Here is a 20,297-nt window from a genome sequence, read left to right on the forward strand (position 1 = left end):
GGAGATTGAGCGACAGAAAGTATTCTGTCTAAAAGTTGGCGGCCGTCGTTAGTTATTGCCATTAGGATCTTTTCCTTTGATTGTACTTCTCAAGCATTTTCTGCTCCCAAGTCTGTCCGGGCTGAGGGCTAGGCTGTGGAGTCACCACAGGAGGTTTGGGAATTGAAGCAGAAATCGGCGGAAGTGGCGGCATAGACGGAGATGCTGCCGTAGCAATTGCCAATGCAAAAATTGAGTCAATTATCATAAAAATCCCTCAAACGCCTCAATCAGATAGATAAATTTAAGATCAACAAATTAAAGTTATTAAACAACAGTAATATCACGTATTCTTTTCGTTACCATCTTCACAAATATTTAAAGTTGCATTTTAACAAAAATACATCTAAAATAATCATTAAACTTTACAACTTAACAAAGATGAATACAGTTAACATACTTTTACTAAAAATTTTAGCTGAAAAAACTTACGACAAGAACATTAAAGAGATACAAGGAGCACTCAAATCAATAAATATCAATATTTGCGAAAGAGATATATACCAACGCTTAAGAAGAATGAAATCGCAACATCTAATTATCGCAGGCTGGAAAGGAAAAATTAGAGTATATGCAATTTCAGACGCAGGAAAATTTAAATTAGCCACATTTCAGGAGCAATTAAGAGCATGAACCAAAGTCAAATCAAGTGGCTGGCAACAATCCTGATGGTAATCGACCATGTAGGATTTTTAATCGAAGCAGAACCGCTGCGAATTATCGGAAGGCTAAGCTTCCCACTATTTGCATGGATTTTTGCACGCAACTGGGAAAGACCGGGAGAAAAAAAAGCCTTAGTAACAAGACTGTTGCTGTTCGGAATAATTTCACAAGTTCCATACGTACTGCTATTTAACGCATTTCGATTAAATATAATGTTTAGTTTCGTTGCCATTGCAATAACTTTTCAATACATCCGAAAATCCGCTCGCAAAATTTTAACGCTAGCAATCAGCTTAATTGCAGCACAAATTTTAAATACAAGCTACGGTTATTATGCAATAATTTGCACGCTAATGATGGTAAGCCTAAAAGAAAAAGGAAGCAAGCTGTGGTGGTTTGGGTGGAGCATAACAAACATAATTTACACTATCACCATCGGATGGTGGTATCAAATATTTGCCGTGCTAACACCATTGATACTTACCTATCACGACCCAAAACTCGATCGCAAGCCAAACGCGATCGAAAAAAGATTTTTTTATTACTTTTATCCAATACACATCGCAGGATTGGCAGCACTGCAAGCAATTATCTAGCCATCATAGACAATAACAGCAGCCTGCAATTTAATATTCTAAAAGGCGTTCCCAAGAATCGAACTTGGAGGTAGAAACCCACAGAGGCCCTATATCGGTTGAATCGATGTTTCACAATTCGCCCTGGCCGCGCTTAAGCGGTACCATCACCAGATACGCCAAATAATGTGGCTAGTTCTTACACAAACTTTCACGAAGTTTTACCCCAGCGCTGGTGCTGCTCCAGTTCGCCACAAACCAAATATAACACTGGGGATTCATTACAGTTGCGGGACAGCGCCGGACTTGCACCGAACTTTCCCCCTTTCCTCTAACGGCTGTTCCCCATTAGAACCGACTGGTTAGACATAGTTTAGTCGATCGCGCAACTCTCACCCGATATTTTACAAAAATTATTTCAGATTAAATAACTCAATATCGCCCATCTTCTTCCTTCTCTTCCTTCGCGTCCTTCGCGCCTTCGCGGTTCTTCAAAATCTTCACAAAATTCAAAATTATAGCTAAACAACTAAATGCTATAATATTAATGAGTTTCGCGGAAAACCGCCATGTTAAATTACAACTTGCCGACGCACTGCCCCTCAGCAGAAGAAGAACTAAACATATATCAAGCACCTGCGGATAACGAACTGAAAGAATTAATTCCAGGATTGCTAAAAGCAATATTGCTCATACTTTGGGCAGAACGCATGGACGGGTTTTTGGGCATACATATGGGTATTTATGATGACTCAGACCAACAGGCAATCGTGCCAGATGCGTTCTTTAGTTTAGATATAGAACGGTTTTATGATGAAAATTTACGTTCCAATTACCTGTTAGAGGATGAAAATGTCATACCAAGTTTTGTCCTCGAATTGCTTTCAGCTAGTTATCACCAAAAATACACCGTAAAGTGGGAAAAATATAAGAATTTAGGCATACTTTATTACGTAGTTTATTTTTCCAGTCGCCGTTACGAGCCCCGTTTTCAAGTATATAAGTTAGTCAATGGTTCCTATGAGTTACAGCCAGGAAATCTAGTTTGGATGCCAGAAATTGGTTTGGGAATTGGCTGTGAAAGGGGCAATTATTCTGGCGTGACAAGGGAGTGGTTGTATTGGTATGATGCCGATGGAAAACGCTATCTGACTCCTGAAGAACAGGTGAAGGAATCAGCGCAACGTCTGCAACAGGAATTCCAGCGTGCCCAACAGGAAGCCCAGCGTGCCCAACAGGAAGCCCAGCGCGCCCAACAGGAAGCCCAGCGCGCCCAACAGGAAGCCCAGCGTGCCGATCAACTAGCTGAACGATTGCGCGAGTTGGGGATAGATCCTGATAATATAAGCTAATTGAGAGGAAAGAGTGCCAGAATGACGCAGCCTGCGGGCGATCGGCCCGGTTTTTCTACCCAGATCGATCGCCCCCAAGCAAGAATCTTCGGAAAAAACCCGGTGGCTGCGTCGTGGAATGTGTCAATAGCAATCAAAAAAATCAGGAAAGATGCGGCCTTATTTGGAACAGACAGAGAGTTTGATGGCAAAAATTGAGATGCAGATCGACAAAATGGCGATCGGGAGAGGTTATTAAATAATGGTCACGAATCTGCGTTCTTACGATGTCATTGGCTTTGGTGATGAAGTTCCAGGAGTTCTAGCAGTTATCTCGGCTGCCCGAGAATATCGTCGCCGGACAAAGCGTTATCCGCGAGTTTTGCTGATGTCTAAAGGAAGCTTGCAGGAAGGCATTGGCGGGCATTTGGTAAGAGGCGGCCTTGCTTATTTAGATAGAAGTCAGATCAGTCAAGAACTTCAACAATCTTTAAATTTAGATACCTTTGGTTCACCGACGGCAATCTATAAAGAGTTCCTGCAAAAATCCGGTGTCACTGCGATCGCACTTGACTCCCGCAAAGCCAGTGCAGCGCTGAAAGAAATGCTGTTACAAGCAGGGGTCGATCTCCTCAGCCAAGTAGAAATTCAATCAGTCAATAAAGAAGGCCAAAAAATTGCCAGCATAACCACCTCTAAAGGCATAGTTTATGCCGGAAAGCAATTTATTGATGCCACTGTCAATGCCGAATTAGCTCAAGCGGCAGGTGTGAGAAAACTGAAGGGATTTGAAACATTTGGTCTGCCTAACTCAGAACTTCCTGTCACCCTCGTTTTTCAAACCCAAGGACTCAGTGCAAGAAGACTGAAAGAACTCGATTACATTTATCTCAAACGCTTCACAAACCTTGCCGATTCAGAGAGTCAATTTTTTTTGCTGTACGCTGCCGGCAAGGATGCCAAACTAGCAGAAGAACTGCGGTTGGAAATGATCGACACCAGAGGCAATCTCAAAACTCTGTGGGCGGGCAACGATTACATGGATGTTCGCTCGTCGGCTCTGTCTGTAGCTTATCACTCCTTTAGAGGAAGAAAGCTATCTTTTCCTGAAACAGGCATAATTTTAGATAATGGAAATATAGCAATACTTCCAGATGAAAGACTTTCGTGGAATGCACTGTTATTTGCAGTCACCGCCAGCGAAGCAGAAGCCTTAGCGAGAAGCGGGAGCAAACCCACGGCTAATATGCAAAGAGAGATGTTATTTGTGGCAACTTGGCTGAGGAGTTTGGGGGCTACTGCTGTTACTTATGCCTCAGAACTTTATATCAGACACGCCGGCAATGTGACGGGAGTTGTAGAACCTTTAACCGGCGCACAAATGCTGCTTGGTGGCGTACCTGCGGCGGAGGCCCTGGCAACATTTAGCTATCATTTTGATGTACGCGGAGGCATCTCCGGTATTGCCGAGAAAGCAAACAGTCGAGGGTGGTTGAAAAGTCTGACTTTTCAAAAGCCTACCTTCAATATTGGCATCCGCCACGCATTAATTAAAAACGTTCCTAACCTGGCAGTGGTCAGTCCCTGTTCTGGATTTGAAGGGTTGGCCTCTTCAGCAGGCAGAATTGTTGAATTCAATGCTGCGGTTGGTCAAGGTGTCGGTATCGCTGCCATTAATGCCATTCTAAATAACAAAAATCTAGCCGATGTATCTAACGGAGAAGTGAGACAAGTTCTTGTTGAAACAGGTCAGTTACCTAAAATTTTTGGAGTTGCAAACAATGCTGATGGAACGCTATTGGCTCAATTCGAGACTCTTGTAGGTGCAGATGCTATTGCGTAATATCCAGGTTCGCTCCTGAGGACTGAGCGTCCGCATCCAGGTTCGTAGTGAGAACTATAGTAATTGGTAGGGTGTTAGGGTGTGTCGCTATCCCTCGTACCAAAAAAAAGACAGAAAATTGAGCGACGCACCAGGGATAATAGTTGAGCAAACTTTCCTCAACTAAGAGTATTGTAGCAAGGATTTTTTAAATTTATCTAATTTTTGGGCTTGCTTGCTCTACTCATGTGTAAGGTGCGGATACATGAGATTTACGATTGAATGCTAGAGATTAAAAATGGCTCCACACCCTACGATATTCAATCCCGAACGATCGAACCAAGTCTTAATTTTTTGGCGGGCACTTCGGATGAGTCCCGCCCTGCAAACAAATGTAAGCAATTTGACTTTGATCTAAATTCTTAGCCTCGGCAAAATTAACACCTTGGAATCGACCTGATTTGCTACCGGGCGGACTTTGAATAAATTGCTCCGAAGCCGCCTTACCCAGAAACACAGCGCCTTGAAAATTTGCTCCCGCTAAATTCGCGCCCCTAAAATCAACCGAACTCACGTCCGCATTCCGCAAATTAGCATCTTGCAACCGAGCATCTTTTAAATTCGCGTTGGCGAGTTTAGCCGAACTCAAATCGGCATTTTGTAAGTTGGCGCCGCTCAAATCAGCACCGGACAAGTCAGCACCTTGCCATTCCGATTTAGACAAATTCGTCAAGGACAATTGGGTGCCTTGAGCCTTGACTTTGCCCAAACGCGCACTTTCTAAATTCGCTCCATAAAAATTCGCGCTGCCGATATCTGCCCCGGTAAAGCTTGCATCTTTTAACATTGCTTGCTGCAAAGAAGCCCCAATTAAAAGACTGTTGCTAAGATTAGCTCCATTCAAAATTCCGTTTGACAAATTAGCTTTGTTCAGGACAGCGCGCACAAAAGTAGTGCGGTTCATTACAGCACTGTTCAAAGATGCTCCGGTTAAATTTGCTCCTTCAAAATTAGCTTCGCTTAAGTCGGAAATCCAATCGTCAAAGGTACCCGGACGCCTGTCTTCGCCGGTGCCGTAAAAGCGAATTCCCTGCAAGCTGGCATTGGTTAAATTGGTTTTTCTCAGCTTAATTCCTGACAAGTCAACTTTGTCTAATACTAAAGTAAACTGACCGGGGCCGGCAGGACTTTGACCTAAATCTGTGCGGCTGAGATCTGCGCCGTTGAGCTGGCTGCTATACACTGTGAGAATTTTGCCGGTCGCCCTTTGCACTGTTCGCAGACGGGTGGCGGCTAACTCCCGTTCCGGGGCCTTCCCCCCGTAGCGCAGGGATTCGAGGTCGTTGGTGAGAGCTTGGTTCAACCGCTGCAAGTCAGGTAAAGCTTTCGGCCCGGTACTAACTAAAGCTTGCTGGATCGCGTCCAGCATGGCGCGGCTTTCTTCTTGAGCCAGCAAATCCGCTAACAGCGGTACGGCGCGGGAGTCTTCCACCGCCCCCAAAGCCAAAATTGCCGATCGCCTCCCCGATGTTCCGTTAGCCGAAGTCGGAGACAATTTGCTCACTAAAGCTACAAATAATTCGTCATTCCGCTGACGGGAATCCCGCAAATTTGCTTGACTTTGAGTGTAGATCAGAGTGCCAACAAACAAACTTAAAATCAATCCCGCGCTGCCAATAGTAACTATTACTAAAGTTGTGCCTGGATGTTGGCGAATCCAATTCCACAGACTGGGATCTTCTTTCATCTGGGTTTCTGGAGTCAAAACCAAAGCAGCAATCTGCGCGTCTTCCTCAGTCCATTCTTGACTCTTGACAGGATTGGCAGACTGTTGGTGCGATCGAGCATTGACGACCAAAGTATTCGCGAGGCGATCGTGCCCAGATTGCCGCTTGTAGCGCAATCCAAAAGCGCCATCTGCGAGTATTGCCAAGCCGCTCAGCCCCCCTAAAATGATTAAATCCGGAAACGCGCCAGTCAAGCGCCAAATGCCGTAAGCGACGCCCAGAGGCACTCCCCAGCGCCCCAAACTTTCGCGAATCAGCACTCGCGCCCAACCCGGAGGAGTGCCCGACGCTGTGACGACTTTGACGCCAAACCAGCGTTTGGGGAGAGTTTGACCGGTTCTGGCGAGCAAAAACAATTGCCACGCTGCTAAAGCTGCCGGTGCCAGCAGCGCCCCCGACCAGAATAGATTAGTTAGGGGTGCAACTCTGGGATTGCGATCGCGCACGGGGATGCCCAAAATACGGGCGACATTTTCGGATGCTGCTGCTACTGAGGGATTGAGCGGCACCGTTTGAGATTCCTTGTTAACCAATGCCCCGATACTGAAGGGAACGAGGGCGCTGGCCGCAATTAACGAAATTTCAACGGCAAGGGCGCCGCACCGGCGAACCAGCAGTGGCATTTGCTTGGATTGTGTTTGCCAAGACGGATCGGGTTGATTAATACCACCGGGTGCGGTTGGGCTAGCCATATTTATAATTTCCTATTTTTAATCGTTAGTGTTGGAATCAGGAGCAATTGCCAATTTATACGCTATGTAGATTAGCACTCCGAGAACGGCAAGAGTCATCAGCGCGGAAATTAGCTGTACTATGCTGTTGAATACTGTCAGGACAACGATCGCTCCGACGGCAAAGACTGCCACTTGCCCGGGTTTGGGGAGTCTTTGAAACTTGTCCAGAGATTGATTGTAGAAGGTGCCGACGGCTTGATAGCTGTCTGGATTTTGTTGGATGAGGGGCGATCGCTCTAGTTTAGCTTTTAGTTCTCCGATCGCTTGCTGCCAATTGAAGTTATTTTGAGGATTCATAAAAAAATTCAGTAGTTAAGTAGAAGTCCGATGGAAGTCGGAAGAACGAAGAAGGAAGAAGACATACACAGCAAGCTTGTTAGCGATCTGTATTTTACTTTAATTAGGTAGATTTTACTTAGTTGAGATTAATGTGTTCGGAACCGCAATTATGGCCTACCGTCAAAGAACTAGGACTAAATGCCATTGTGTGAGGAAATATGAAGATACACTGTGCGGGCGATCGCGGCCAACGGTGGTTTAGTGCGATCGTAACCCTAGCCTTGGCAATGATTTTAGCGGATGTTGGAGCCCTTCGGAGCCAACCGCTGCAAATTGCTCCGGGATTTCGCGAACCGCTGAGCGTTTCTGGAGTCTCCGGCGGCCCGAACAATAGCGGCGACTGCGGTTTTGTGGCCCAAGGGCCGAACCAGGTCATCGAAGTAACGCAGGATTTACCTTACTGGCGGATTGCAGTACAAACGGCGGGAGCTCCGAGTTTGATGATTCAGGGGCCGAGGGGGCGTTTCTGCGTCCTACCGGCGAATGCTGCTGCGGGGAATGTAGAATTTTCGGGTTATGGGGACAAGGGGACTTATGTGATTTTTGTGGGCGATCGATCGCAAGGTCAACACCCTTACTCTCTGTCTATTTCCCAACAGCGAAAGTAACAATACAACGAGATTAGGGCGTTTGCTGTCATAAATTTGGGGATTTGCGATCAATTTTGTATTTGCTCTCTAACCCACTTGCGAAACAATCGGAGAGTTTGACTCGTGCCCGCTGTTTGACTTTGTTCGCAATACTGAGAAATCGCTTCAATAATTGCCAGATTTGGAAATGTCGGACTCATTTCCGCTGCAACATATTTCCCATCTTCAAGCACATTAATCTGAAGCCTTTTATTTTCATAGCGCCAGATTTCCGGGACTCCCAGCGCCTCGTAAGCATCCAGTTGAGTCTTAGAAGTTAAATCGACTTCAATTGCTAAATCCGGTGGCGGATCGACAGTTAAGTCGATACGCTTTTTGCCAATCATTAAAGCGTAATTCTGGATGTAAAAACAGTTATCCGGTTCAATTCCTTGTAACATACTTTTTCGCTTGAAAGTCGTCGAACCAAAACATTCTCGATCGATTTCAAGTTCTTCCAGCAGTATTTTGACCATATCCCCAATGATTTCTTTATTAAATTCATGTTCTGGTAGCGGCATCCTAATCTCCAAAGTTCCTTGACTGTAAGCTATTCTAGAGCCGCGGTGTTCTCCCAACTCCTCTAAAATCGCCTCAAATTCCTGCCAGTTGACATCGTTCAACAACAGTCTATGTCCTGGCGGCACACTGATTTGCCTTAATTGCAGCGTTACCATTTCAACCTCCAATTTCTTTAATTTTATTGTAACTCAATACGATTTAGATCAGATAAGACGGCGGTTGAAACCGCGTCTACAAAAAATTTCGTCCGAATTCAGAAGGTGTAAAGAAAACAACCTAATTCCATTCGCCCGGTTTTCTTTCTTTCTTCAACCCGCGGAGGCGCGTGAGTGTCTGTGTAGGCGCGAATTCTATTCGCCCGATTTTCTACTCAACGATTTTTTGCTGCTTATAAAGTTCCTTAAACTTGCGCTGCTGCTCGTTGTGGTCTACGATTGGATCGGGATAATGAAGCAGCCGGCGTTCTATAGGCGAAATATTTCCAGTTAGCAAAAGTTTAGTATCCACTCGGCGCAATTCTGGAACCCAGTGCCGAATATATTCCCCTTCCGGGTCAAATTTTTGAGCTTGACTGGCGGGATTAAATATTCGCAAAGGTTTCGGGTCCATCCCGCTCGATGCGCTCCACTGCCAGCCGCCGTTGTTAGCAGAAAGGTCGCCGTCAATCAATTTTTGCATGAAATATTTTTCGCCCCACTGCCAATTAATAATTAAATCTTTGGTGAGGAAACTAGCGACTATCATGCGGCAGCGATTGTGCATCCAACCACTCTGATTTAACTGCCGCATTGCCGCGTCGATAATTGGATAACCAGTTTTGCCCCTACACCAAGCTTGAAAGAGCTTTTCATCGTTCTCCCAAGGAAAGTCTTTGAATGCTTTACGGTAGGGCCCATCTGCTAATTCAGGGAAGTTATACATCGCGTGTTGGTAAAATTCCCGCCACGCTATTTCCTGTTGCCAAGTGCGGATGCTTGTACGCGCTTCTTCGCTGCGGCAAGTGTCCATTACTATCTGGGTAGCTTCCCAAACAGTGCGGATGCCTATTGCACCAAATTTGAGGGCAGCGCTGAGTTGGGATGTGCCGCTAACTGCGGGGAAATTACGCTGTTCTTGATATTCGTAAATTGTGCGATCGCAAAATTCTTCTAATTTTTCTCGCGCTGCATCTTCTCCGGGTTCTATGACTAATGGATTTTCCCAAATAAATCCCAAACTCAAGGCACTTGGCAATGTTTCAATTGCACCTGCTTGGTTGGCGATATCTTGTTCTTCTGCGGTTAATCCCGTCATTAATTCTAGATAAGTTATCGGCAGCGTCTCTACTGGTTGGGCTTTGGGTTTGCTGTTCCATTTTTTCCAAAACGGCGTATAAACTGTGTAGGGTTGTCCTGTACCGCTGCGAATTTCATCTGGGGCGTGCAGGATTTGATCCCAGAAATTTTGAACTTGAATTCCTACTTTTAGGAGGGCGTTTGATACGGATGTATCGCGTTTTTTTGCATAGGGTTCTACATCCCAGTTCCAAAACACTGCTTTAGCATTTATCGCTGTTGCTAATTTCGGTATTCCTAAAATCGGGTCATCTTGAATTATCAGTAATTGGCTGCCTAATTCCACGTAACGTGAGGAGAGTTTTTGCAAGCAACCGATCATGTAGGTGACTCGGGCTGGCGCTACGTCATCGAGATTTAGGATATTGCGATCCAGACAAAAAATCCCGACTACTTTCTGGCTTTGCTGGCGCGCTGATGCTAGTCCAATGTTGTCAGAAATACGCAAGTCGCGGCGGTGCCAAAATAAAATTAAATCAGACATTTTTTTTATATTTTAACTTCATACAGTTCCCCGTAGGGTGCGCCCTAAGCACCTTACTACTATATAATAAGTAGGGTGCGCATGGAACACCTTACTGATTGAACCGCGAAGACGCGAAGGACACGAAGGAAGAAGAAAGAAGGAAGAAGGAGTAATATATAGTAGGGCGCGCACGGAGTACCTTACCGCTTTCACTACTATATATTAAGTAGGGTGCGCCGCGCCGTGCACCTTACAGAGAGATTGTGTGCGTCCAGGACTCTCTGTTTTAAGTCAAAAATGGACGTGCTAAGAAAAAGCTAGAAATTGATTTCGCGTCAATTGGTTCGCCAGCTAAGATAGCTTTTTCTAATTCTTCTGGAGTGAATAAAACTGTCTCCATGTCTTCATCATCGTCTTGTTCTGGCGGCTTTTCCAGTTTGACCAAATCTTGCGCTAAAAAAGCATAAATTATTTCATCGGAATAACCGGGTGCGAGCATAAATTTGCCTAATTCTCGCCATTTTCCGGCGCGATACCCGGTTTCTTCTTCGATTTCGCGTTTGATAGTTTGGGCGGGGCTTTCGTTGATTTCGACTGTACCTGCGGGAAATTCTAAAATCCGCCCTTTGGCGGCGAAGCGGTATTGGCGCACCAAGACGAGTTTACCTTCGGGGGTGACGGGAACTGCAAGTGCTCCGCCCGGGTGGCGAATACATTCCCAGTCGCCTTCGGAACCGTTGGGAAGGCGGAGGCTGGCTACGTCAAAGTTGAATTTGCGCCCTTTGTAAAATAGGCGCTGTTTGAGGAGTTGGGGTAGTTCTTGACCGATCGACATAAGCGAGAACCGAATAAAGTTGGATTGCACCGATTTAAGACATCATAGGCGATCGCAGCCCGGAATTTTGCTCAATTTTTACATTTGCAATTTTTGCACTCCTGCACAGTTTACCTTTTGCACAAGTTGGTCGATCGCGCTTTTGGTCACTGGATGCACCCAATCCGGCGCAATTTCTGCCAAAGGTACTAATACAAAAGCTCTTTCGCTCATCCGGGGATGAGGTAAAGTAAGTGTCGGAGTGTCTAGGATTAAATCATCATACAACAGCAAATCTAGGTCGAGGGTTCTCGGCCCCCATTTCTCACGGCGAATCCGATTAAATTTTATTTCAATTTCTAATAAAGTTGCTAGCAATTGTTGTGGTTCTAGCGCAACTTCTAGGATGGCACAGGCGTTAATGTAATCGGGTTGGGGCGGGCCGACGGGGGCGGTTTTATACCAGCTAGAATGGGCTTCTACGCTGATTTTTGGCGTGTTGTTGAGGGTTGCGATCGCGCTTTGGAGCGTGGCGAGGGAGTCGCCTAAGTTGCTGCCAAGGGCGATCGCGCATTTGGTTAATTTCATTGAATGAAGAAGCAAGTTCGGCAACGGATTTTTTAACGGATGTAACGGATTGACTTCCGGGGCAAAACCCGACTCTACAAAATATTATCAGTTCTGCTGGACGCAGGCTCCGTCAGAAACCGGGTTTTTGGAGAAAATACTTCGCAGGCTGCCCGCAGAAAGAGTAAAAAACCCGGTTTCGAGGAGTCTTAATGCGTCGTCAGTCCTGATTTTTTTAATCTTAGCTTAATTGGCTGTTAATTTTTATTTATTATCATTGACAAGTGTCAGCATTTCGTTCAAAAAATAATGAGTTTGCAGCGGCGCTTATTTTCAGCCTTGCTTTTAGCAACGGTTTTTTTCGCGGCAAGTATATCAGCATCTTTAGCCGAAACTAAGGAAACCTATCTTACCTTAGATGCCGACGGCAGTCAATCTTATGCAAGTTTAGTGCAGCAGGCGGAAGATTTGGCCGCATTGTCGATCGCCCGCCAGTTTCTTGAAAATCCCGGAATAACAGAAGTTACAGTGATAGTTACAGCCGATCGCAGCCGGCAAAGAGTTCCGGTTTTGCGATCGAGAATATCCCGCAGCCAGTGGCAGAAAAATTCGAGCATCGAACAGTGGACTAGATATTTTGCGGATGCTAAATTGCTGCTGGGATTCATAGATCCCAACATCTCGCCCGCAAATTCCGGGCCTTCGCAAAGGATTAATGTACCCGGGCCGAGCCGGCCGGCATCCCGACAAAACGATCCGGGCTTCCGAGATGATTGATATCATGTCCAGTCGATTACCACAACAAAAACGGTTCGTTCGTAGTGCGGACTTCAGTCCGCTCCCGGAGAGCGGACTGAAGTCCGCACTACGAACAACTATTTAACCGATTCTTAACTAAATTATCCCCCTAGTTTAATTAACCAAAAGTTTAACTATCCTTAATTTAACAGTAGTAAATTTCTATTGAGACTCGTCTGACTAGGGATGTTGGGTTGAAAAGGAATTTATGTCTAAAATAACTCGCCGACAACTGCTAATTTTCTTCGGTAGCAGTGCAGCTACCACCGTCCTTGCTCCTAAGCTAACTCAATCATTGTTCGGCATCAATTCCAGCGATGCTGAAGCTGTAGTTCCGACATCTTTCACTCCTTTAAGACTTCCCCACCCGCTGCCAATTTATCGAGAACTGTCGAGTTTCATGCCTGCGGCTGTGAACGGACAGGGGACTGTAATGGCAGCCTCGCCAGATACTAAATTAACCAGCTACAACGTGGTTGATGATGTGGTTGTGCCGCCGGAATACGAACGTTATGTGATTCTGCGCTGGGGCGATCGAGTTTTCCCCGATTTGGCAGACTATTTCGGCTACAACAACGACTACACAGGCTTCGTAGGCCTGCGCGGCAGCAATGACGACGGCTATCTCTGGGTTAACCACGAATACGTATCTTTCCCAATGTCGAAAATCGCGCCCGAAGCCCCGGCGGATGTGGCATCTTTTCCAGCGAGCGATCGCGCCGTCCTCGGTATAGACTTGTCAGTAAAAAATCAGGCTACCCTCGGCGAATTCCTGTACAATCTCGGTGGTTCGATCGTCCGCATCACCAAACAAGCTAACGGACGTTTTTTGGCGATCGCCCGCGACCCCCTCAACCGACGCATCCACGGACTTTCCGGCCTCGGAATCAACAGCCAGCGCAGCGACAAATACAAAGCAGTAACCTCCTGGGGAACCAGACAAGGCGACAATAACTATCTCACAGGAACGGGCCCCGCAGCTACCCAAGTCTTCGCCACCGTCAACAGCGACGGACTCGGCAACCGCATCATCGGCACAGCATACAACTGTTCCGGCGGCACAACTCCCTGGGGTACAATCCTCTCCGCCGAAGAAAATTTCCAAGGCAGCGAACTATTCTTCGTGGGAGTTCAGGAAAACGTCAAACCCAACGGCGGCCAAACCAGCTACGCCAAGGGAACAACAGGTGAGGAATTCGGCTTAGTCGGCGAAAAATACGGCTGGATGGTAGAAGTCGATCCGCAAGATCCGAATTTCCGCCCCCGCAAACACACCGCTTTAGGCCGTTTCCGCCACGAAAACGTCGCTATTCGCGCCGAAGCGGGACGCAAGTTAGTAGTGTACATGGGAGACGATCGGCGCGGCGGACACACCTGGAAATTTGTCAGCAACGGTACTATTACAAATCCCGCAGATAAAACCAACAGCCGCTTATTAGAAGACGGCGTTTTGTACGTCGCCCAATACAATCGCAACGGTGCGGGAAGATGGCTGCCGCTGACAATCAATGCTCAAACCAATCCGGTGAGCCCCAAAAAAATGGCCGAAGCCGAATTGGCAAGTTTTGGCAAAGCTCAAAGAGATGGCAATACTCGCTTGCCCAAACGCGCGGGAATTGCCAGTCAAACCGAAGACGGCGGTTCTTTTGTAGCAGATATAACTAATGAAGCAACAGCACTTCCCGGCTACAGAAATAAAACTCTTGCTAATTTTTACAGCAGCCAAGGTGCGGTTTTAGTTGATGCTTTCTTAGCTGCTAATTTGATTGGCGGAACTCCGACGGCGCGGCCGGAAGATTTGGAAATCAATCCTACTACTAAGGAAGTTTTCATTGCCTATACTGATGCTGCACCGGGAAGCGATGGCTATCCAGATTCTCGGATTTTTACTGTTGCTAAATACGGTAGCGCCCTCAATAGCACTCAGCAGTCGGGAGGAATTTACAAAATAATTGAAGACAGTCCCGATGGTGCTGGTTTGACTTTCCGCTGGCAGCGTTTCGTTCAAGGTGGAGAAGCCGGTACAGTAGCTGGCGCGGGATTTGCGAGTGTGGATAATTTAGCTTTTGACAGTCAAGGCAATATTTGGGGCGTGACTGATATGTCTACTTCTACGCACAACGGTTTTGATGTGGGTGCTGTTGGTAAGCCAAATGCGATCGACCACACGAAGACTGGAAATGTCTCGGACTTTACGGGTGTTTTCGGCAACAATTGGCTGTTTTACATTCCAACATCGGGCCCGAATGCGGGAAGTGTAATTCCGTTTGCTCAAGGCCCGAACCGCTGCGAAATGACTGGGCCGACTTTTGTCGGAGATACGCTGCTGATTTCGGTGCAGCATCCGGGGGAAGATTGCCCGATCGATGATGGTACTGTTTTACGCCGACAAATTGAAATGTTGGACTTAAACGGTGCTGTTTTCAATCAAACTCGGACTGTGGCGCGGGGGAGTTTGTGGCCGAGCAATATTGAGAACGATCGCAGGCGATCGCCGATGCCGTCGGTGATTGGTATTCGTCGCGTGCGATCGACCTCAAGCGGCCAGTTTGTCTAGCGCGATCGGCTTCTTATTGTACGCAATATCAGTAGGGACACGGCAATGCCGTGTCCTTACTTGTGAGCATAGGTATTACTTAGTTTGGCGCGACACCTAGCCAAAAGTTCAGGTTATTTCCTGCACTTCAGATCAGCTTAGTGGCTGCCATGTTTTATGGTCTAAAAACTAAACCATCAGTTAGCACATTCCTCGGGCTTATTCCCCTAAAGTGGTTTTACAGAGCAAACGCCAGCAGAAATAGTCTAGAAAATTGTTGGTTACCTTGATATTTTCAACACCTATTCAGTGGAGGTCATTTATGGCTTGTACAGTCGGTACTTCGTACATAATAAAGGCTGAAGATAAGCTTTATAACATTGCCGAGCAACAATTAGGTGATGGTAATCGTTGGCGTGAAATGAGCAAACCAGATGGCAGCTTATTGACAGACAATGATGCTAGCAATTTGCAGCCTGGTCAGGAGATATGTATTCCTGGCTATACCCCTCCCTCTCCGTCATCTGGTGGTAATGGAAATTTGCAAAATATGCTAGAAGCACTTGGAGCATTTGAATCAGGCTTACCATCAGGAGATCCCAATCAGTACAAGGTTGAAAACTCATTGGGTTTCATGGGTAAGTATCAATTTGGAGAACCTTTGCTGATCGATCTAGGTTACTACACCGCAGGTGTTTTCTATGGAAATGGTGCTGACAAGAATTATTGGCAAGGTACTTGGACAGGAAAGAGGGGCGTTAATAGTCAAGAACAATTCAAGAATTCTCCAGATGTTCAAGAAGCAGCAATTCGTGAGGCTTTTAACCAAAACTGGCAGCGGGTCAATACTGCGCTTGGGGAGCAAGGACAGTCCGTAAATAATTACCTTGGTCAGCCCAAGGCATTTATGGATAATGGGGTGTCAAAAACCATCACGATTTCCCTTTCTGGCATTCTAGCGGGAGCACACTTGCGCGGCCCCTATGGAGTAGCTAAACTTCTATTGAATAACGAAGTCAGTCATGATGAATTTGGCACATCTATTCTCCGTTACATCGAAGAATATGGTGGTTACAACGTGACACCAGCAGATTTTTCGTAACACATTCTCAAGCCAGCTTTTTACCCAAATTTTGGGTGTCTGCATGGGTGAGAGTATCTTTTGCGAAAACATGGCGCACTACTAAAAATTCTGTAGATTCTGTTTCAAAAACTTTGTAGCAAGTGTTCTGGATGCGCCGCACAACATATCTGGAACCCTTGCACAAAATACATCCGATCGCAAGATGTAACTATCATTATCTCTGAATTTCTTGGCGTCGCCTTGATTTATTCACAACTCAGGTAACACCAAAGCCTTCAACAAACCTAGCAAAAGGAGTTTAAACATGGAAACGGAAACGTTATATAACTTGATCCATCAATATCGTGCCGAGAATGGGATGCCAGAAATAATTCCACGATCGCGATCGCTTGATTATGTAGCTCAAACCCACGTGCAAGACTTGGACGGCTTTGCTACTGAGATTACACATAGCTGGAGCAACTGTGCTTACGATCCAAATCATGAGGAAGGTCAAAAATGTATGTGGGATGCTCCTAAGCGGTTAACATCCTATCAGGGTAACGGCTATGAAATTGCCACAGGCCGTCTCGGTGGAAATATCACACCTGAAGCAGCCCTTGAATCCTGGAAAAATAGTCCCCCTCACAACAGTGTAATTCTCAACCAAGGTATTTGGACTCAACCCTGGAATGCAATGGGTATTGGCATCTATAAAGGCTATGCAGCAGTATGGTTTGGACACGAATCCGATCCGGCTGGGTAAATATTACGAACTCGCTTGTTGAAAAGGAGAACATTATGAAATTTTCATTCACCAATAACACTGGAGGAGCATACTCCTCCGATCGGATATACTTTGTAATCATCGGCAACAATTCCACAGGTCAACTTTGTCATGTAGACAAAGATGGTAATTTAATCCCCTGCAATGAGAGTGATAATGATGCGCCCGGTTCTTTGATAAAAAATCAAATAAATTGGTGCAATTATTCCCATACTGTCAGTGAAATACCCGAAATAAAAGTTCCTAAAATCGATTCAGGTCGGGCCTATATTAGTCTCGGATCACCAGTTTATCTTAAAATTCTCAACAATGGATATGGTTTTGTTGGCCCAAATCCGGCTAATTCATCTGACCCGAATGTGGACGTTTATTTTGATTGGCTGGAATTTACCATTGACGATGCTGGTTTTCACGGTAATACCACTCAGGTAGATCAATTTGGTTTCCCAATGACCATCGAGTTGACAGCACCGGATGGATTTCCTCAAAAACGAGGAATAACCGAATCAAGAAGTGCTTTGTTCAACGACTACATGGCAAGTGTCCCCATCGAATTTCAATCTCTGGCTGAGACAGCATACAGAATTATAGCGCCTTTTAAAGGGGATTTCGGTACTGGTAAAAAATACGAAACATACTTCGATAGCTACATCGCTGAAATGTGGCAATATTATGCGTCAAGCGAACTGGTTTTTAGTACACATGAGGGAACTTTTACAGGCAAGGTAGAAAATAATATTTTTGCCTTTACAAAGGATGGGGATGTCAATACAAAATATACGATTGACTATCCCACATCTTCCCAAGTTTTTGAGTGTGCGGGGGTATTTGCGAAAGGCGATGCTACTGCAAAGGTCATTCAATCTCAACTTAGCGCTATGCTCAACAGGCACATATTACGCAGTCCAGAAAATCGGTATACTCCAGAGAAGTATTATCAAAATGCTCCGGCTAATTACTATGCAGAATTCTGGCATCGTCACAGCATTGATAACAAAGCTTATGGATTTCCATTTGATGATGTCTGCGAGCAAAGTACCTTGCTTGAAGAGCAGAATCCTGAAGAATTGAAGGTAGCTATAAGCTGGGATTGATCGAAAATTATTACTTGGGTTTTATCCGCCATACTAGCCGATAGTTTACTATATAATTTGCTTTTTTGGCTAATTATTTGACTAAAATTTTCCACCAATGTTTGATTGTAAAGACTAGCAAAAAAAGCTGCGAAGGGAGGTTTCATGGGATTATTAAGAGATCGCAAATATGCCAATGTTAGTTCAAACTTGATTGAAGTGAATTTATCACCTATTTTGTTTGCTAGAAATGACATAGAAATTATGTCTCTTTTCATCAAAGGGTTTTTTGAAGTTGAATTGATTGTCAATAATTCATCTCTCAAAAAGGAGAAGATTAATAATCTGGGAACTTCCCAAGTAAAAGGTATCAGCAGAGATTTGTGTTCCAACAATAGCTTGACAGTTATTGTCACCGTTAATGTCAATCCCTTCAAATGGGAAAGCTTTGAATATAAATTAGAAGTAAATGGGCAGGAGTATGATTTAATGGATGGGTGATATTGATTAGTTATTGCTTTTACTGTTTATTAATGTTCGCTAACAGGAGTTTTTTTTATTTATGTCAAAGAATGGTTTTCCAATTAAAAGACGGAAATTTATGACAATATCTGTCAGCGCTGGCATTGGCTTGGCAATTCCTTCTTTAATACATTCCCACGAAGACGATCGAGCAGAAGCAGTTTCCTTCGTGCCTGCTGTAATACTGGCGCTATCCACGAGTTTCCCTGTACTATCAACTCTCTGTGGTGTCGCTAAATCAATTCTCAAAGACAAACTAGAAGAAGTCAAACAGGAGTATGGAATTACAGCGAGCAACAACAGGGGTTCAATAATAGCTATCACACCTCGAAAACATCTAGAGTATTCTACAGAAAAGGCAAGAATTTCCAATTATTTGTTGGAGAGTTCAGTTGGGAAAAACCTGTTAGAGCAGCCAACAAATATCGCTAATGTTCCACCAGCAGAAAAATGGAATAAACAACAAGCTGAATTTTATATCAATGGGTCGTTTGGCAAAAAAGTAAATCAATCGGAAAGACCTCAACTGAAACTTTGGGCGCTGAACGCGTCCTATAAAGTAGGCGAGGTAATAGCATTTCAGGATAAAAAATACAAATGCAGACAGTTACATACGGTTTATGCAGATAACTGGATTCCACCGAATACTCCTGCCTTGTGGGAATTAATCCCTTCTCAATAGCAGAATGCTGAGCTTGTAGGTTGGGTTTCCTCAGGTCAACCCAGCCTCTTTTTCCGCATCAAAGCCAAGCTAAACGCAGCGTTATCTTGAGAAAGGTAGCTTTGGGGCGAAGTAGTCTTTTTGAAACAATTGAGTGTTGCTAAACGGCGAAGTGCAAATAGGAAAGCGCTAACCCAAGAGTCGTAAAAAAAAGAGCGATCGCATTCTAGCAACAAACAAGCGCCCAAACCCTTCCTCCCTCACAACATTCAGCCGTAGGAAAGGGTAGCGAATCGCCCCAGCCACAAAAACGACTCATACCGCAGATATAATGCTACAAAAAATGCAACTCACACGAGCGTTCCCTAATGACCCACTTCGGTATTATCTGTCCGGCCGACACCGGCCACCTCAACGTCATGATGCCTTTAGGCTGTGAATTGCTTCGCCGAGGCCATCGAGTCATAGTAGTGGGCTTCCTCGATGCTCGATCGAACACCTTAGCCAGCGGATTAGAATTTAAGCCATTAGCTGAAGATGAGTTTCCCCTCGGTTCAAATGCAGAAGAGTTTACCCAACGAGGAAAACTCAGCGGACTCGCTGCTTTGCAACATAGTCTTAAACCAGGTCATAAAAGATTAGATGCTATTCTCAGAGACGGGCCGGGCCAACCGCTATTAAACAATCTGGTATAGAAGCTCTACTCGTAGACCAAGTTTCAATTGAAGGAGGAACAATTGCAAAAAGTGGCTCTGACGATTACTCACGCTGGGATGAATACGACTTTGGAATCGTTGAGCTATGGAGTACCATTAGTGGCAATTCCTGTTGCTAACGACCAGCCGGGAATTGCGGCGCGGATTGCTTATACTGGTGTTGGTGAGGTGGTTTCTTTGAAGGAGTTGAGTGTTGCTAAACTGCGATCGACAATTGAGACAGTGCTGACACAAGATTCGTACAAACAAAGGGCGATCCAGATGCAAGGGGGATCCTCTTCGTTGATGAGCCTCCCGTAGGGGCGGGCTTCGCTAACGCGCGATCGGGCGGAGTCAAAAAAGCTGCTGATATTATCGAACAGGTTATTTTGACTGGGAAACCTGTCTTGGCTTCTCAAATTTAAGCTGTGGAGTCAAATGTATAATCGCGGACGCCCTAGGAACCAAGAAACCGGGTTTTTTAACCGAGATTGAAGGTTTTAAGCAAATATTTAGTTAAAAAACCCGGTTTCTGACCAC

At 45.3% G+C, this 20,297-nt stretch carries 22 protein-coding genes; 15 read left to right on the forward strand and 7 right to left on the reverse strand.

Features of this window, described 5'->3' with window-relative positions:
• Positions 1–61 precede the first annotated feature (61 nt).
• On the reverse strand, positions 62–247 hold the full coding sequence (locus tag QUB64_RS03135; RefSeq protein WP_333267404.1) for a hypothetical protein: 186 nt from the start codon (positions 245–247) through the stop codon (positions 62–64).
• A gap of 173 nt (positions 248–420) precedes the next feature.
• Here QUB64_RS03135 and QUB64_RS03140 point away from each other — a divergent pair, with 173 nt between their 5' ends.
• From QUB64_RS03140 to QUB64_RS03160, 5 genes are all read left to right on the forward strand, one after another.
• Positions 421–672 carry a hypothetical protein gene (locus tag QUB64_RS03140; RefSeq protein ID WP_333267406.1) on the forward strand — a complete coding sequence of 84 codons (252 nt, stop codon included), beginning with the start codon at positions 421–423 and terminating at the stop codon, positions 670–672.
• Complete coding sequence (locus QUB64_RS03145) at positions 669–1,298, forward strand: TraX family protein (RefSeq protein ID WP_333267408.1); 630 nt, start codon at positions 669–671, stop codon at positions 1,296–1,298. The genes QUB64_RS03140 and QUB64_RS03145 overlap by 4 nt, the downstream gene beginning before the upstream one ends.
• 548 nt (positions 1,299–1,846) lie before the next feature.
• Positions 1,847–2,629: a Uma2 family endonuclease gene (locus QUB64_RS03150; RefSeq protein ID WP_333267410.1), complete on the forward strand. Its 783-nt coding sequence runs from the start codon at positions 1,847–1,849 to the stop codon at positions 2,627–2,629.
• A gap of 21 nt (positions 2,630–2,650) precedes the next feature.
• Positions 2,651–2,827 (forward strand): hypothetical protein, encoded by a 177-nt coding sequence (locus QUB64_RS03155; RefSeq protein WP_333267412.1) that lies wholly within the window; start codon positions 2,651–2,653, stop codon positions 2,825–2,827.
• Between the two features lie 43 nt (positions 2,828–2,870).
• Positions 2,871–4,451: an FAD-dependent oxidoreductase gene (locus QUB64_RS03160; protein ID WP_333267414.1), complete on the forward strand. Its 1,581-nt coding sequence runs from the start codon at positions 2,871–2,873 to the stop codon at positions 4,449–4,451.
• Positions 4,452–4,776: 325 nt separating this feature from the next.
• Here QUB64_RS03160 and QUB64_RS03165 read toward each other — a convergent pair whose 3' ends face one another.
• Positions 4,777–6,909 (reverse strand): pentapeptide repeat-containing protein, encoded by a 2,133-nt coding sequence (locus QUB64_RS03165; protein ID WP_333267417.1) that lies wholly within the window; start codon positions 6,907–6,909, stop codon positions 4,777–4,779.
• Positions 6,910–6,927: 18 nt separating this feature from the next.
• The gene (locus tag QUB64_RS03170) at positions 6,928–7,248 is read right to left on the reverse strand and encodes a hypothetical protein (RefSeq protein ID WP_333267419.1); all 321 of its coding nucleotides are present in this window, start codon (positions 7,246–7,248) and stop codon (positions 6,928–6,930) included.
• Positions 7,249–7,448: 200 nt separating this feature from the next.
• On the opposite strand from QUB64_RS03170, the gene QUB64_RS03175 reads away from it, so the two are divergent.
• Positions 7,449–7,898, forward strand: a complete 450-nt coding sequence (locus tag QUB64_RS03175) for a hypothetical protein (RefSeq protein WP_333267421.1) — start codon at positions 7,449–7,451, stop codon at positions 7,896–7,898.
• Positions 7,899–7,948: 50 nt separating this feature from the next.
• Here QUB64_RS03175 and QUB64_RS03180 read toward each other — a convergent pair whose 3' ends face one another.
• The 4 genes from QUB64_RS03180 to folK all read right to left on the reverse strand — a co-directional run bounded on the left by QUB64_RS03180 (position 7,949) and on the right by folK (position 11,643).
• Positions 7,949–8,596 carry a Uma2 family endonuclease gene (locus tag QUB64_RS03180; protein WP_333267423.1) on the reverse strand — a complete coding sequence of 216 codons (648 nt, stop codon included), beginning with the start codon at positions 8,594–8,596 and terminating at the stop codon, positions 7,949–7,951.
• A gap of 211 nt (positions 8,597–8,807) precedes the next feature.
• Positions 8,808–10,259 carry an FAD-binding domain-containing protein gene (locus QUB64_RS03185; RefSeq protein ID WP_333267424.1) on the reverse strand — a complete coding sequence of 484 codons (1,452 nt, stop codon included), beginning with the start codon at positions 10,257–10,259 and terminating at the stop codon, positions 8,808–8,810.
• Between the two features lie 268 nt (positions 10,260–10,527).
• Positions 10,528–11,076 carry an NUDIX hydrolase gene (locus QUB64_RS03190; protein WP_333267426.1) on the reverse strand — a complete coding sequence of 183 codons (549 nt, stop codon included), beginning with the start codon at positions 11,074–11,076 and terminating at the stop codon, positions 10,528–10,530.
• A gap of 78 nt (positions 11,077–11,154) precedes the next feature.
• Positions 11,155–11,643, reverse strand: a complete 489-nt coding sequence (gene folK, locus QUB64_RS03195; RefSeq protein WP_333267428.1) for a 2-amino-4-hydroxy-6-hydroxymethyldihydropteridine diphosphokinase — start codon at positions 11,641–11,643, stop codon at positions 11,155–11,157.
• A 288-nt stretch (positions 11,644–11,931) separates the two neighbouring features.
• Between folK and QUB64_RS03200 the strand changes: the two genes are divergently transcribed.
• From QUB64_RS03200 to QUB64_RS03240, 9 genes are all read left to right on the forward strand, one after another.
• Complete coding sequence (locus QUB64_RS03200) at positions 11,932–12,399, forward strand: hypothetical protein (RefSeq protein ID WP_333267431.1); 468 nt, start codon at positions 11,932–11,934, stop codon at positions 12,397–12,399.
• A gap of 229 nt (positions 12,400–12,628) precedes the next feature.
• Positions 12,629–14,977 (forward strand): PhoX family protein, encoded by a 2,349-nt coding sequence (locus QUB64_RS03205; RefSeq protein WP_333267433.1) that lies wholly within the window; start codon positions 12,629–12,631, stop codon positions 14,975–14,977.
• Positions 14,978–15,278: 301 nt separating this feature from the next.
• Positions 15,279–16,058 (forward strand): LysM peptidoglycan-binding domain-containing protein, encoded by a 780-nt coding sequence (locus tag QUB64_RS03210; RefSeq protein WP_333267435.1) that lies wholly within the window; start codon positions 15,279–15,281, stop codon positions 16,056–16,058.
• Between the two features lie 286 nt (positions 16,059–16,344).
• Complete coding sequence (locus QUB64_RS03215; RefSeq protein ID WP_333267437.1) at positions 16,345–16,785, forward strand: CAP domain-containing protein; 441 nt, start codon at positions 16,345–16,347, stop codon at positions 16,783–16,785.
• A gap of 35 nt (positions 16,786–16,820) precedes the next feature.
• Positions 16,821–17,900 carry a glycoside hydrolase family 64 protein gene (locus QUB64_RS03220; protein ID WP_333267440.1) on the forward strand — a complete coding sequence of 360 codons (1,080 nt, stop codon included), beginning with the start codon at positions 16,821–16,823 and terminating at the stop codon, positions 17,898–17,900.
• A gap of 144 nt (positions 17,901–18,044) precedes the next feature.
• Positions 18,045–18,380, forward strand: coding sequence for a hypothetical protein (locus QUB64_RS03225; RefSeq protein WP_333267442.1), 336 nt, complete (start codon positions 18,045–18,047; stop codon positions 18,378–18,380).
• A 61-nt stretch (positions 18,381–18,441) separates the two neighbouring features.
• A complete protein-coding gene (locus QUB64_RS03230) occupies positions 18,442–19,083 on the forward strand; it encodes a carbohydrate-binding protein (protein WP_333267444.1) in 642 nt (213 codons plus the stop codon).
• Positions 19,084–19,430: 347 nt separating this feature from the next.
• Positions 19,431–19,757 (forward strand): hypothetical protein, encoded by a 327-nt coding sequence (locus QUB64_RS03235; protein ID WP_333267446.1) that lies wholly within the window; start codon positions 19,431–19,433, stop codon positions 19,755–19,757.
• Between the two features lie 51 nt (positions 19,758–19,808).
• Positions 19,809–20,078: a glycosyltransferase gene (locus tag QUB64_RS03240; RefSeq protein WP_333343156.1), complete on the forward strand. Its 270-nt coding sequence runs from the start codon at positions 19,809–19,811 to the stop codon at positions 20,076–20,078.
• The last annotated feature ends 219 nt before the right edge of the window (positions 20,079–20,297 follow it).

This window comes from Microcoleus sp. Aus8_D2 (assembly GCF_036702665.1).
GTDB lineage: Bacteria > Cyanobacteriota > Cyanobacteriia > Cyanobacteriales > Microcoleaceae > Microcoleus.